13 protein-coding genes are annotated in these 13,841 nt (G+C 66.7%); 6 read left to right on the top strand and 7 right to left on the bottom strand.

Annotated features, from left to right (window positions below; genetic code table 11):
• Positions 1-66: 66 nt before the first annotated feature.
• The 6 genes from DBZ45_RS07565 to DBZ45_RS07590 all read right to left on the bottom strand — a co-directional run bounded on the left by DBZ45_RS07565 (position 67) and on the right by DBZ45_RS07590 (position 5,485).
• Positions 67-600: an SRPBCC family protein gene (locus tag DBZ45_RS07565; protein ID WP_223256971.1), complete on the bottom strand. Its 534-nt coding sequence runs from the start codon at positions 598-600 to the stop codon at positions 67-69.
• Between the two features lie 202 nt (positions 601-802).
• Complete coding sequence (locus DBZ45_RS07570; protein WP_102972873.1) at positions 803-1,081, bottom strand: HPr family phosphocarrier protein; 279 nt, start codon at positions 1,079-1,081, stop codon at positions 803-805.
• Between the two features lie 52 nt (positions 1,082-1,133).
• Complete coding sequence (locus tag DBZ45_RS07575; protein WP_111903302.1) at positions 1,134-3,167, bottom strand: PTS fructose transporter subunit IIABC; 2,034 nt, start codon at positions 3,165-3,167, stop codon at positions 1,134-1,136.
• A gap of 2 nt (positions 3,168-3,169) precedes the next feature.
• A complete protein-coding gene (locus DBZ45_RS07580) occupies positions 3,170-4,180 on the bottom strand; it encodes a 1-phosphofructokinase family hexose kinase (protein ID WP_111903303.1) in 1,011 nt (336 codons plus the stop codon).
• Positions 4,177-4,983, bottom strand: a complete 807-nt coding sequence (locus DBZ45_RS07585; protein WP_111903304.1) for a DeoR/GlpR family DNA-binding transcription regulator — start codon at positions 4,981-4,983, stop codon at positions 4,177-4,179. Before DBZ45_RS07585 ends, DBZ45_RS07580 begins: the two co-directional genes overlap by 4 nt.
• Before the next feature lie 244 nt (positions 4,984-5,227).
• Positions 5,228-5,485, bottom strand: a complete 258-nt coding sequence (locus tag DBZ45_RS07590) for a DUF6458 family protein (RefSeq protein WP_111903305.1) — start codon at positions 5,483-5,485, stop codon at positions 5,228-5,230.
• A 172-nt stretch (positions 5,486-5,657) separates the two neighbouring features.
• Between DBZ45_RS07590 and DBZ45_RS07595 the strand changes: the two genes are divergently transcribed.
• The 3 genes from DBZ45_RS07595 to DBZ45_RS07605 all read left to right on the top strand — a co-directional run bounded on the left by DBZ45_RS07595 (position 5,658) and on the right by DBZ45_RS07605 (position 10,102).
• Positions 5,658-6,275, top strand: coding sequence for an alpha/beta hydrolase (locus tag DBZ45_RS07595; RefSeq protein ID WP_111903306.1), 618 nt, complete (start codon positions 5,658-5,660; stop codon positions 6,273-6,275).
• A 624-nt stretch (positions 6,276-6,899) separates the two neighbouring features.
• Positions 6,900-7,646 (top strand): HAD family hydrolase, encoded by a 747-nt coding sequence (locus tag DBZ45_RS07600; protein ID WP_111903307.1) that lies wholly within the window; start codon positions 6,900-6,902, stop codon positions 7,644-7,646.
• Positions 7,647-7,732: 86 nt separating this feature from the next.
• Positions 7,733-10,102 (top strand): glycoside hydrolase family 65 protein, encoded by a 2,370-nt coding sequence (locus tag DBZ45_RS07605; protein ID WP_111903308.1) that lies wholly within the window; start codon positions 7,733-7,735, stop codon positions 10,100-10,102.
• 52 nt (positions 10,103-10,154) lie between these two features.
• On the opposite strand, the gene DBZ45_RS07610 is transcribed toward DBZ45_RS07605, so the two are convergent.
• Positions 10,155-11,486 carry an MFS transporter gene (locus tag DBZ45_RS07610; protein WP_111903309.1) on the bottom strand — a complete coding sequence of 444 codons (1,332 nt, stop codon included), beginning with the start codon at positions 11,484-11,486 and terminating at the stop codon, positions 10,155-10,157.
• Between the two features lie 61 nt (positions 11,487-11,547).
• Between DBZ45_RS07610 and DBZ45_RS07615 the strand changes: the two genes are divergently transcribed.
• The 3 genes from DBZ45_RS07615 (at position 11,548) to DBZ45_RS07625 (ending at position 13,820) form a co-directional block, all read left to right on the top strand.
• Positions 11,548-12,138: a hypothetical protein gene (locus DBZ45_RS07615; RefSeq protein ID WP_111903310.1), complete on the top strand. Its 591-nt coding sequence runs from the start codon at positions 11,548-11,550 to the stop codon at positions 12,136-12,138.
• A gap of 112 nt (positions 12,139-12,250) precedes the next feature.
• The gene (locus DBZ45_RS07620; protein WP_111903364.1) at positions 12,251-13,087 is read left to right on the top strand and encodes a hypothetical protein; all 837 of its coding nucleotides are present in this window, start codon (positions 12,251-12,253) and stop codon (positions 13,085-13,087) included.
• A complete protein-coding gene (locus tag DBZ45_RS07625; protein ID WP_111903363.1) occupies positions 13,071-13,820 on the top strand; it encodes a LamB/YcsF family protein in 750 nt (249 codons plus the stop codon). The genes DBZ45_RS07620 and DBZ45_RS07625 overlap by 17 nt, the downstream gene beginning before the upstream one ends.
• Positions 13,821-13,841 lie beyond the last annotated feature (21 nt).

Raw genomic sequence — 13,841 nt, forward strand, 5'->3', positions numbered from 1 at the left:
CTACCTCCATGAGGGATCGATCGGTCGCAAGGAACGATCGCAGGATCTGGTCAGTGCGGGATCAGGTCAGTGGGCTCCCGGACTGTCCACTTCGCCCCGGGCCACAGCGGCACGCCAGGCGCCCGTCTCGATCCCGCGGGTTTCGATGAACTCCTTGAACCGCTCCAGGTCGGAGGACACCTGCTGCTCATCAACGTGGGCTGCGGCTCCGGCCCTCTCAAGCAGGCTCTCCGGCTCCCATTCGAGTTCCACGTTCACTCGGCAGAGGTCCTCACCCAGGCTCTCGAAGGTCACCCGGCCGGCGTTGCGCGGCTTGTCCTTGCTGACCCAGGCAATGCACCGGTCCGGCGTCTGTTCCAGGATCTGCGCGTCGTATTCGCGCTTGACGCCGGCCACGCTGGTGCGGAAATGGAGGGAGGTTTCGTCGATCTGCTCGACGGACTCGACCCCCTTCATGAAGCGGGGGAACGACTCGAACTGCGTCCACTGGTTGTAGGCGGTGCTGACTGGTACCTCGACGTCCACGCTTTCCTGCAAGGTTTCCACGCTGTCTTCCTCCTTCAGCCCGGCAGTTTCGCCGGTCATTCCATGGCTGGCCACAGTTCCAAGCTAGTAGGGCGCAGAATCAAAAACAAGAAACTACTAAGTTTGCTTACTTGTATGGAATGGCGTGCTGATCAGGCGCGATGTCCCCTCGGTCGCTCACAGCAGCAAAATCCATCCGGAAACGGCTAAGGCCGGCCTCCGCCGGCCGCCCTCTGAGGGGACTGCGACGGAAACCGGCCGTAAAGCGCGCGGTGCCCTATTCGGCGTCGTGGTCCGTTTCCAGGATCTGGACCAGGCGCTCGAGGGCTGCGTCGGCGCCGTCACCCTCGGCCCGGAGCACCACAACATCGCCGTGCGATGCGCCAAGGCTCATGAGGGAAAGGATGCTGGCGGCGTCCATAGCCTCGTCGGCGGGCTCCCCTTCGCGGGCGATGGTGATGTCGAGGTCAAACTCGCCCGCGGCCTCGGCGAAGATGGCGGCGGGGCGGGCGTGCAGGCCTACGCGGCTGGCGACGGTTGCGTTACGTTCGGACATTTCTGCTCCTTGCAATTGCAGTGCGGGTTGGAATGCTGAAGGACAGCTGGGGTCAGACAGTTACAGGGACGGACTCCACCGTATCAACGGCCTTGCGGGCAGCCCAGCGTTTGAGGGCGACCACGATGACCGCCGTGATTACGGTTCCGGCCAGGATGGACACGATGAACATCAGCACGTTGCCGATGGCGAAGAACACGAAGATGCCGCCGTGGGGTGCCTGGGACGTGACGCCGAAGGCCATGGTGAGGGCACCTGTGACAGCCCCGCCGACCATGCTGGCGGGAATGACGCGGAGGGGGTCTGCAGCTGCGAACGGAATGGCACCCTCAGAGATGAAGGAGGCGCCCAGCAGCCAGGCCGCCTTGCCGTTTTCGCGCTCGGCCAGGCTGAAGACCTTCTTGTCCAGCACGGTGGCCAAGGCCATCGCCAGCGGCGGCACCATGCCTGCGGCCATCACGGTGGCCATGATCTGCCAGGGGGCCTGGTTGGTGGCGCTGCCGGCGCTCAGGCCAGCGACCGCGAAGGCGTAGGCCACTTTGTTAACCGGGCCGCCGAGGTCAAAGCACATCATGAGGCCGAGGATGATTCCGAGGACAACGGCGGAGGCGCCGGTCATGCCTGAGAGCCAGGCGTTGAGTCCGGCGGTGAGGCCAGCGATCGGGCCGCCCAGCACCATGAACATGAGGCCGGAAGCGACAATGGATGCCAGAAGGGGAATGATGACGACGGGCATCAGGCCACGCAGCCAGCGCGGCACTGCCCATGTTCCGATCAGGTGGGCGATGTAACCGGCGAGGAGGCCGCCGACGATGCCGCCGAGGAAGCCCGCACCCATGAATCCGGCCACGGCACCGGAAACGAAGCCCGGCGCGATGCCCGGGCGGTCAGCTATCGCGTAGGCGATGTAACCCGCAAGTGCCGGTACCAGGAAGCCCATGGACAGGGCTCCGATCTTGAACATCACGGCGCCCAGGTAGATGGCGAGGCCGCCTTCGGGCAGGTTGCCGAAGTTGTTCTCAACAACAACCTTGTCAGCGACTCCGGTGATGTCGTACCCGCCGAGCAGGAAGCCCAGCGCGATCAGCAGGCCGCCGCCGGCCACGAACGGGATCATGTAGCTGACGCCGGTGAGCAGAGCCCTCTTCAGCTTCTGGCCGATGTGCTCGCCCTTTTCGGCGGCTTCCTTTTCGGCCTGCTCCTCGGCGCCAAAATGCGGAACGCGGCGGGCGTGCGGGTTGTCCGCAGCGTCCAGTGCTTCCTGGACCATCTTGGCGGGCTCGTCGATGCCGCGCTTGACCGGTGCATTGATGACCGGCTTGCCGGCGAAGCGCTCCTTGCCGCGAACGTCCACGTCGACGGCGAAGATCACGGCGTCGGCGGCGGCGATGACCGCGGGGTCCAGGGGCTTGGCACCCGAGGAGCCCTGCGTTTCGACCTGCAGGTCCACGCCCACTTCCTTGGCTGCTGCCACGAGGGAGTCAGCGGCCATGTAGGTGTGCGCGATGCCGGTGGGGCAGGCGGTTACGGCGACGAGGCGCCGCGGTCCGCCGGATACGGCGCCGCCGGCAACAGCGCCGGCTGCCGCGGAAGTGGAAGCCGTAGCCGTTTCCGGTGCGGCAGCCGCAGCAGGCTTGTCTGCCAGCGCGTTGTCCACGAGCTCCACGATTTCTTCCCGGGAGGTGGCCGCGCGCAGCGAGCCGGTGAAGTCCTTCTTGATCAGCGAGCGGGCGAGCTTGGACAGCAGCTTAAGGTGCTCCTGGTCGGCGCCGGCCGGTGCAGCGATGAAGAAGATGAGGTCGGCGGGGCCGTCCTTGGCGCCGAAGTCGACGGGCTCGGACAGGCGTGCCATGGCGAGGGTGGGTTCGGTTACGGCGGCCGAGCGGCAGTGCGGGATGGCGATGCCGCCGGGCACGCCGGTGGCCGTCTTCTGCTCGCGGGCGAAGGCATCGGTGAAGAGGCCTTCAACTTCGCTCGCACGTCCGTTGGCGGCAACACGGCCGGCCAGGTGCCGGATCACGTCCTCGGGCGAATTGCCCAGGTTCTGGTCAAGCTCGACCAGGTCCGCGGTGATGAGCTGAGTCACTGTCAATCCTTCCGGAGGGCCGTGATGGTTACGGCGTCGGGGGTTGTTTGGTGGACTGCCGGAACGGTGGAGCCCGGCAGGGAAGCGGCGGCGGCGCCATGCGCCACAGCCTGGCGGAGGCAGTCAGCCGGGGCGGCACCCAGGCTGGCGGCCAGCAGGTAGCCGGCCAGCGACGAGTCACCCGCGCCGACCGTACTGACTGCGGTGACCGGCGGGTGCGTGGCCAGCCACGCGCCGTCGGCCGTCACGAGGACAGCGCCCTTGGAACCGAGCGTTGCCAACACGGCCCCCACACCGGAACGCACGACGGCGGCAGCTGCCGCAGCGGCAGCGTACGGATCCGCTTCGAGTTCCTCAGCCGTGCTTGCCGAGGAAAAACCTGCTGCTGCGGCCAGTTCCGCCAGCTCCTCGGCGTTGGGTTTGAGCAGGTCCGGTTTTCCGGAAACTGTGGCTGTGGCTGTTGCCGGTGCGTCGCCGGCGACCGCCGCTGCCAGGGGAGCGCCGGAGGAGTCGAGCGCAATTTTCGGAACGCCCGCTCCGGCGTCGGCGTTGCGCAGCCGGCGGGTGACCGTGGAGTAGAAATCAGCGGGGACACCGGGCGGAAGCGAACCCGCCAGAACAACCCAGCTGGCTCCGCGCGAACGTTCCAGGAGCAGGCTGATCAACGCCTCCTGGGCGTCCTCGCCGAGGACCGGGCCGGGCTCGTTGATCTTGGTGGTCACACCGCCCGGCTCCGTAAGGGCCACGTTGGTGCGCAGCGCTTCATGGATGGCGAGCGACGCGAAGGGCACGCCCTCTTCCCGCAGGCCAGCCAGCACGGGATCGGATTCCGCCCCGGGCAACACTGCAAGTGTTTCGAGGCCGGAGGTCACGAGGGCGCGGGAAACATTGACTCCCTTGCCGCCGGACTCCTGGCGGACGGAAACTGCGCGCTGGACTTCGCCCCGCTCGAGCGGGCCGGGCAGCGCCACCGTCCGGTCCAGGCTGGGGTTGGCTGTGAGAGTGACAATCATGCGACTACCACCTCCACGCCGGCCTCGGCGAGGGCCGCAGCTAGTTCGGAGCCGGGTTTGCGGTCAGTGATCACGGTATCCAGATCTTTCAACGAGGCGAACTGGACGAGCGTTTCCGCTTCCAGCTTGGACGAATCGGCCAGGACCACAATGCGGCGTGCCGAATGGACGAAGGCAGCCTTGACTGCGGCTTCTTCAGAATCTGGGGTGCTAAGGCCAAAGCTGGCGTGGATGCCGTTGGTCCCCACAAAAGCGATGTCCGGCCGCAGCTTGCCGGCCGCTTCCACAGTGCCTTGGCCTACCGCGGCCTGCGTAAGTCCGCGGACCCGGCCGCCCAGAAGCTGCAGGGCGATGCCGGGCGTGCTGGCAAGCTTGGCGGCGATGGGAACGGCGTGGGTGATGACAAGGAGCTCCTGGGCGGGATCGTCATGCTTGGCAGGACTTGACGCGCCGCGGCGGGCGAGGAGGTCAGCGAGGACTTCGGTGGTCGAACCGGCGTCCAGAAGAATGCTGCTGGAGGGCCCCTTCGGGAGGAAACCGAGCGCGGCCTCGGCGATACGCAGCTTCTGCGCCTGCCGCTGAATGGTCCGCTCGAGGATGCTCTCCTCCGTGGTGCTGAAGCGGTCTGCGGAGACGGCGCCGCCGTGGACGCGGCGCACCGTGCCGGCGGATTCCAGGGCAGCCAGGTCCCGGCGGACGGTTTCGGTGGTGATGCGGAAGCGCTCGGCCAGGTCGGTCACGCTGGCGCGGCCGCTGGCTGCCACAAGCCCGGCGATCTGCTGCTGACGCTCCTCGGCAAACACATACCCTCCATTGCGTACTGACTGCCCTGCGTCTCCCGCAGTGCGTCTTTCCTGCATCTGTTGATTGCTTGGACCCGTTCCACCGTGACCGTTGTCACAGATCTGCAAGTACTTGACTTTATCTTCGTTCATGTTGGTTTGTCAACGAAAAACCACAGAAAACCAAAAGCGCCGGACCGGACCCGAAGGTCCGGTCCGGCGCTGCCCGGTGCGTTCACTACGGCCCGTTCGTTTCGGCGCCGCGCTAAAGGCCGCCGTCGCGGCTTTCGTTCCGGGTGATTCTCTCGCCCGTGTTGGGATCCACGACCGAGCGTGTCTCGCTGACGCGGCGGCTCCTGCCCGGGGAAGCAATGACCAGCGAGGCGATGAGACCAATGACGCCGACGGCCATCAGGATGTAGCCGATCAGCGTCAAATCCACGTTGGGGATAAGGCCCGGCGTGATGGCCCAGGCGAGGATGGCGCCGAGGGCAATAAGGAAGATGGAGGAACCTATTCTCATGACTTGCTCCTTTGCGTTCGCGGACTTCTTGCAACCTTGGTTCGTGCGGTTGACGGGCCTCATTTGCTAAGCATGCTGTCAAGCGTCAGGCTACATCCCGATACCTCCGGTTTCAATCAAATCCGCAGGTCAGCGGGGGGCAGGCTTTCCGGGGAGTCGCTAGGCTGATCGGATGGAGACGGTTGTATGGTCCAAGCCGGAAGAGGAGCGTGCCCGCACCCCGCTGCTGGTAATGATGCACGGCTACGGCACCGACGAATCCAGGATGGTCAATCTCTTTGATTATCTGCCCGAGGAATTCACGTGCGCCGCGCTGCGGGCACCCATGCCAATCGCGAACGGCTACGGCTGGTTCCTGCTGGACTATTTCCTGACCAACGACTTTGCCGACGTTATCGCGGCCGCCAATTCCGTGTTCTCCTGGATCGACTCAGCCAGGCCGCTCCACACCAGCGTGAGCCTGCTGGGCTATTCCCAGGGTATGGCCATGGCGAGCACGCTCCTGCGCCTGCGGCCGCAGGATTTCCCAGCGGTGGTGGGGCTTTCCGGGTTCGTCCTGGACAATGACTTGCTGGCGCTCAGCGAGTCCCTTGATGAGCGGCCCCCGTTCTTCTGGGGGAGGGATAAGGCGGACCTTGTAATCAACGGAGACGCAACGGCCTTCACAGAGGAATGGCTGAACACGCACACCCGGCTCACGGCGCGCACTTATCCCGGCATGGGCCACGCCATGTCCAAAGCCGAGATGGTGGACGTCAGTGCGTTCCTGCGGCATTACGTCCTGCGCTGAGTCCGGGCTCCGGCTAGGGAGGCGCCCCACGGAATCAGCAGCGGAAATAAAAACAGTTGCAGGTTAAACCTGCAAGCGCTTACACTCTTGTTCGGCCGGGATCCGGCCCATCAGTCGTCCGCCCGGCGGTGGGCGGCTGGCAGTGCACGACCAAAGAGTGTTCGAAAGGGCAGGACCGCGCCATGCATCCTTGCGCAACCCATCCCGCAGGGATGTTCCGCTGGTTTGCCCTGAACCGCCCGCGCCCTCATCATGGACGTAGGCAAAAAAACGTGCACCCGCGCATGGAAGCGCTCGGCCTGGCCCGCAACGCCGCGGTGCATGCGGCGGAACCGTGCGAATTCACGCGCCGGACATAGTCCGGCCGGTACCTAATCCGGCCGCGCAAAGCAATGGGACGTCGCCGTTTGCGGCAAGGGCAACGCAGCCCGGTCCGCGCGAAACGCCGGCCATTGTCCTTCAAACTGCAGAATCACCCCCACCGGAACTTTCCGGGCCGGCGGCGCCCTGGAAGGGTTCCGAGCGGCAGGTCCTGCAGGCACATCCCTTTTGGTCACTGGCGACCACGTTCCTGGTAATCCCCAACATATTGCTGTCCGACCCCGAAAGGACACGGAACTAAGCATGACCGAAACCCTGAATACCAGCGCTGGCAGCCGGCCGAACAGCTGGACCGGCGCCGCCGCCATCCTCTTCGACTTGGACGGCGTGCTCACGCCCACGGCCGTGGTCCACGAGCGCGCCTGGCGGGAGCTGTTCGACGGGTACCTCGAAACCGTCCCCGAAAAGGACCCGTACCGGGAGAGCGACTACTTCGACCACATCGACGGCAAGCCAAGGTTCGACGGCGTCCGGGACTTCCTGACGTCCCGCGGCATCACCCTGCCCGAGGGCCCCGCCGATGACGATCCGGACAACATCACGGTCCAGGGCCTCGGCAACCGGAAGAACCGGATCTTTAACGACATTGTCAGCGCCGGGGTGGAGCCCTATGCGGGATCGGTGCGTTTCCTGGAAGCTGCACTCGACCGCGGACTGAAGGTCGCCGTCGTCTCTTCCTCAAGGAACGCCCCTTCGGTGCTGCGTTCGGCCGGGCTGGCGGACCGGTTCCCGGTGGTCGTGGACGGCGTCGTGGCCGCTGAGGAAGGGCTGCCCGGCAAGCCGGACCCCGCAACCTACGAGTATGCCGCCCGGCTCCTGGAGCTGCCCAGCGAGCAGTGCGTCGTCGTCGAGGACGCCGTATCCGGCGTGCAGGCGGGCAGCGCCGGCAGTTTCCATTCGGTAATCGGCGTGGACCGCGGTGCCGGGCGGCAGACGCTGCTCGACGCCGGAGCCACACTTGTGGTCAGCGACCTCGAGGAACTTCTCTAGCCCCGCAGCCCCAGGGCCGCAACCGGGGTACGGCCAGCCCCGGCAGAACTTCCAGCACCATTTCGACCGTCTAAGGAACGCCACTCATGGCACTCATCAACGCTGACCGCGTCCGCTTCCCCAATGATCCCTGGAAGCTCGTGGAAACGAGCCACGTACCCGGCGACGCCGGGACGCTCGAAACGCTTTTTGCGCTCGGCAACGGCCACCTCGGCGTCCGGGGTGCCCACTGGGCCGCCGCGGATGCCGCGCTGCCCGGCAGCTTCATCAACGGGTTCCACGAGATCTGGGACATCAAGCACGCCGAGAATGCCTTTGGTTTCGCGCGCACGGGCCAGCGCATCCTCTACATTCCGGATGCCAACAACTTCACCGTGGTCATCGACGGTGAAATGCTCAGCCTTTCCGAATCCACTGTCCTGGACTACCGCAGGTCCGTGGACTTCGCCACCGGCATCTACGAGTGCTCCATCGTGTGGCAGTGCCGTTCCGGCGCCACGGTGACTACAGTGGAGCGCCGGGCCGTGGGCTTCGAAGCGCGAGGCAGCCTGGGCATCTCCCTGGAGGTTTCGGCCGACCGGGCAGTCTCAGCGGACGTCACCTCGTCCGTCATCAACCGGCAGGACCAGCCCGTGGAGGACCACTCCACCCATGACCCGCGCCGCGCGGGCCGGCACGCAGGCCGGGTCCTGCTGCCACTCAGGATGGAGGGCGGGGACGGTTCGCTGCGCCTGTCGTGGGAGGCCGCGGAGTCAAAGCAGCGCGTGGGGATCGCCGTCGACCACTGGACGTCCGCCGGCCACCAGCCGTTCGACACCCTCGTGGACCAGGATGACAGCAGCGTCCGTTATGTGTTGGCGATTGCCGCCGAGGAGCCCTTCCGGCTCGAAAAGAGCGTTAGCTACGCCGTGGCCCGAGGTACCCGGACGGGCCTGCCCGGTGCCGCCGACGCGGAAGCGGGGGAGGACCCGGCGGACGCGGCTGAAGCAGGGCTGAAGCCCGTCGGAGACGTCTTCGCCGAAAGCGAGGCGCATTACCGCAGCTACTGGGCCGACGCCGACATCCAGGTGGGCGGGCAGCCGGAACTCCAGCAGGCCATCCGCTGGAACCTCTTCCAGCTTGCGCAGGCCACCGCAAGGGCCGGCGTGGCCGGCATCCCGGCCAAGGGGGTCACCGGCTCCGGCTACGACGGGCACTACTTCTGGGACCAGGAGGTTTACCTCCTGCCGTACCTGACGTATTCAAACCCCGACGGCGCGCGCCAGGTTCTGGAGTTCCGTCACGAAATGCTCCCGGACGCCAAGATCCGCGCCAAGGAGCTGAGCGTGGACGGCGCGCTTTTCCCCTGGCGCACCATCAACGGCCTGGAAGCGAGCGCATACTACGCTGCCGGCACTGCGCAGTTCCACATCGCCGCAGCCGTTGCCTTCGCCACCAACAGGTACGTCTGGGCCAGCGGTGATTCCGAGTTCCGCGCCGGAATGGGCGCCGACCTGCTGATCGAAACCGCCCGCATGTGGGTTTCGCTGGGCTTCTTCGGCAAGGACGGCGCGTTCCACATCCACGGAGTGACGGGGCCGGACGAGTACACCGCGGTGGTGAACGACAACCTCTACACGAACGTCATGGCCCGGTTTAACCTGCGGGCCGCCGCAGCGCTGGACCACCCGGCAGTGGACGACGCCGAACGGGAGCTGTGGGAGGCGGCTGCGGAGCGGATCCAGTTGCCCTTCGATGAGCACTTCCAGGTGTACTCGCAGGACAACGACTTCATGACCCTTGAGCCGTGGGACTGGACGACGCCGCGCTCCAAGTACCCGCTGCTGCTGAACTTCCATCCGCTGGTCATCTACCGCCACCAGGTGCTGAAGCAGGCGGACACGGTCCTTGCCATGTTCCTGCAGTGGCAGGAGTTCACCGCCGAGGAAAAGCGCCGGGCCTTCGATTTCTACGATCCCATCACCACGGGGGACTCCACGCTCTCGGCGTGCGTCCAGGGGATCATGGCCGCCGAGGTGGGTTACCGCAAGGCTGCCCTGGAGCACTTCACGAATGCCGCGTTCATCGACCTGGACAATACCCACGGGAATACGATCGACGGCGTCCACATCGCCTCCACCGGCGGAGTGTGGAGCTCACTCGTGTGCGGCTTCGCAGGGCTCCGGGACCAGGGGCCCATGCCGTTCTTTGATCCGCGGCTGCCCGGGGAATGGGACACCCTGCGCTTCCAGCTGAGGCTGCAGGGCCGCCCGCTCCTGGTGGAACTCGATCAGGACGCCATCACTCTGGCGGTCCTCGAGGGCGAAGCGCTGGACGTCGACGTTCGCGGGGTCCGGTTCGCGGTGGCTTCCCAGCCAGTGCGTGTGCCCCTGGATCCTGTGCACGTCCCCGAGCCCTCGGTGTTCCCGAGCGGGCCACCGACGGCGAGCCTCCCGGTGGTGCGCGCACGCGAGTGACGGCCCAGGCCTGGTGAAGGGGCAGGCCGAGTGACCGTCAGGTGCGTCGGCGCTAGGTAGTGGCGTCCGCGTCCGCGGGCAGGGGGTCCTGGCGGTCCAGCGGGTGGGCGATTTCGTCCGCGGACATCCGTGCCACCAGCAGGGCCACCACCGCCATCACCGGGCAGACGCCTCCCGCGACCAGGAAGATCAGCCAGATCGGAAGCACGGAGGCGGCCGGACCGGCGAGCGCCATCGACACCGGCATCAGTGCCAGGGACACAAAGAAGTCCAGGCTGGAAACCCGTCCCAGCAGGTGCGGGGGGACGCGGCGCTGCAGCAGGGTTCCCCAGATGACCATGCCCACGCTGCCGGTGGCCCCGAAAATAAAAACCGCCAGGGCGAGTAGCCAGAAGTTGTCCATGAGCCCCACCGCGGCCAGTGGCAGCGTGCCAGCTCCCCAGCACACCATCATGACAGTCAGGTACCGCCTCGGCAGCCGGACGGATGCCGTGACCAGTGAGGCCGCGGCGCTGCCCACTCCCATGACGGCCAGCAGGAAACCGAACATGCGGCTGTCGCCGCCCAACTGGTCCCGGATCACGAAGGGCAGGAGCACTTCAATGGGCCCGATCAGGAACAGCACCGAAATGCAGGCCCAGAGCAGGGTCCAGAGGAGCCACGGCGTCCGGACCGTGTAGCTGACACCCTCGCGGAGCTCGGAGAAGAAAGAGGTCTTGGCTGGTGTCCTGGCAGCGCCGTCCCCGGGAGGCCCTGTGTCCGCGCGCTCCGAACCGTTCCCGGGGGCCTGCAGGGCGTGCTGGCCGAGGAAGTTCAGGATGACGAACGCCAGCAGGTGGCACACGGCCACGCCGGTCACGGCGTGCGACGGCGACAGTGCGGCCACGACGACGCCTGCCACAGCAGGACCCGCCGCCTGCTGAAGCGTGGGACGCAGCGTTCCTTCCATGCCGTTGGCCGCCAGCAGGTCCTCCGGGGGCAGGATCCGCGGCAGAATCGCGGAGTAGGCCGGGAAGAAAAACGCCGCCCCCACGCCAAGGATGAAGGCGCCGGCCACCAGGTGCCAGAGCTGAAGCCAGCCTGCCATGGCTAGCCCGCTGACGGCTGCGATCACGGCAAGGTTGGTTCCCTCGACGGCGATGATCAGCAGCCGCTGCGGAACCCGGTCCGCTGCTATCCCGCCGGCAAGAACGAACGCCACGAGCCCCACGCCGCCGGCAGCGGCCACGAGGGACAGTTCAAGCGGACCGCCGCCGATGTGGATGACCTGGTAGACCATGGCCACGGCCCACATGCCCGAGCCAAAGATGGATACGGCCAAGGCGCCGATCAGCACGCGGTATTCGCGGTGGGAAAAGGGTCGGAGCGCGCGGGGGAGGGGCACACGGCAATCTTAGGCCGAGCCTCTGCCGGGTGGAACGTGCCCCGCGGGATAGGCTCTAGCCATGGGGAACACACCGGCCAGGCCGGGGCGGCGCAATGTGGCGCTGATCGGCGCAAACTTTGGCCTTGCCCTGCATCCGGTGGACCGGACCGGCATTCATATTCCCGGCGAGCCCGCCAGCTGCTTTGCTTCGTTCTGGGTGGCTGACTGGTCCCGGTGGGGAAGCGGAACAGTCCTCATGGTGGCCACGCTCCAGGGCTGGCGCAGCTACGGCTCCAACGAATTCTTCGCCTCATCCCTCGCCGCCGAACTGACGCGCTTCTTTCCGGAGGCAGCGCGCTTTCCGCTTGCCGGCGTCAGCCACACCCAGGACGAGTTCGACGTCGAACTGGATCTTGAACGCGGGTTCCGGGCGACCGGGCGGCGGGCCGCCCTCGAAATCTCCGGAGTGCTGGACCGGCGCCAGTTCTCCGCACCCGACTTCCAGCTGGGGCCCGCCAGCGCCTCGATGAGCAACATCTACCATCCGTGCAGCACGGGAAAACTCTCCGAGTTCGGTGTCGAATGGCCCGGCGCCCCGACTGTCTACCCCGGCCCGCGCGGGCCCTCCTCCTCCGCGTACATGGCGGTGGCCGAGTCCTGGGCCATGTGACGGCCCGGTTCAGCGGGCAGGGTGATCAGCATGCTTGGTATGTTGGTGTGTGGCCTAGTGTTAAGGCTAGACGGCGGCACCCGCTGCCGGTTGTTCAGAGGTAGAGGTGATGATGGCCACGCGACGTAACCCCGCGATGAAAATCGCGCAGGAAACAGCCCACAACGCCGTGTTCGACGCTCACGGCAATCCCAAGCCCGGGGTGCACAACGTGCTGCTGCGGGCCGTGGAGATCCAGGGCCCGCTGGTGGTCGCGTATATCCGCCGGCTCCAGCGCCGCAATCCGAGGGCATCTGCCGCCCAGCTCGCGGACATCCTTGAGCGCGACTATCTCCGGGCCGTGACCGGCGGGGGAGCGCTGGTGGGAGCCACCGCCGTCGTTCCCGGAGTCGGTACTGTGGCGTCGCTGGGCCTCTCCGCCGCCGCCACCGTTGGCTTCCTTGAGGCGACAGCCCTCTACGCCACCTCGCTGGCCGAACTTCACGGGATCCGGATGATCGACCCGGAGAAGGCCAGCACCCTGGTGATGGCCGTGATGCTCGGCGAGGAGGGGACCGCTCTGCTTGGTTCGCTCAGCGGCCAGGCCATGGGCCGGGGCAAGGGTGCCAGCCAGGCCTGGGGAAACGTGCTGGCGGGCAGGATGTCGCAGTCCGGGGCCGGTTTCATCCGCGAGCGGATCCAGAAGGCCTTCCTGCGGAACCTGCTCAGGAGGCAGGGAACGGCCCTGTTCGGACGCGCGCTGCCGTTCGGCATCGGAGCGGTGGTGGGGGGCGCGGGAAACCTCATGATGGGCCGCACGGTCGTGGCGAACGCAAAAGAGGCCTTTGGGCCGATGCCGGACACGGTGCCGGGGGATCTCAAGCCTGCGGAACCGGCAGGCCCCTCGTTGGAATCCGGCAAAACGGAAGCTGGCACAACGGAAGGTGGTCCCGGTGGATTTGAACGCTGACCTCGGGGAGTCCTTCGGCTCCTGGACCATGGGTGATGACGCGGCCATGTTCGAGCTCATCACCAGCGCCAACGTGGCCTGCGGCTTTCATGCCGGGGACCCCGTGACGATGCTGGACAGCTGCCGCGCCGCCTATGAACTGGACGTCACCGTCGGCGCCCACGTCGGGTACCGGGACCTCGCCGGCTTTGGACGCCGCTCCCTGGACATGTCCTTCGACGAGCTGTTCGGCGACGTCCTGTACCAGCTCGGTGCACTGGACGGGGTTGCGCACGCGGTGGGCGCCACGGTGGACTACGTCAAACCGCACGGCGCCCTTTACAACCGGGCCTTCCACGACGCCGACCAGGCTGCCGCGCTGGTGGCAGCCATCCAGGCCTACGATCCCGGCCTGCCCATATTGGGGCTTCCGGGGTCCGAGCTGCTGAAGCAGGCCCAAGACGCGGGGCATCCTGTTTTCCGGGAGGCGTTTGTGGACCGCGCCTACCTGCCGGACGGCACACTGGTGCCGCGCTCACAGGACGGTGCCGTGCTGCACGACGTCGGGCCGATCGTTGAGCGGGCAGTCCGCCTGGCGCTCAAGGGCGAGGTAGTGGCGGTGGACGGGACCGTGGTCCGGGTCGACCCCGACTCGCTGTGCATCCATGGAGACACCCCCGGCGCCGTGGAAATGGCGGCCGCCGTCCGGGCAGGTCTTGAGGAAAACGGGGTTGAACTGGCGCCGTTCGCCTGAGGGCGCGCCCTTGATCTGCCG

Source organism: Arthrobacter globiformis (assembly GCF_003261175.1).
Lineage (GTDB): Bacteria > Actinomycetota > Actinomycetes > Actinomycetales > Micrococcaceae > Arthrobacter > Arthrobacter globiformis_A.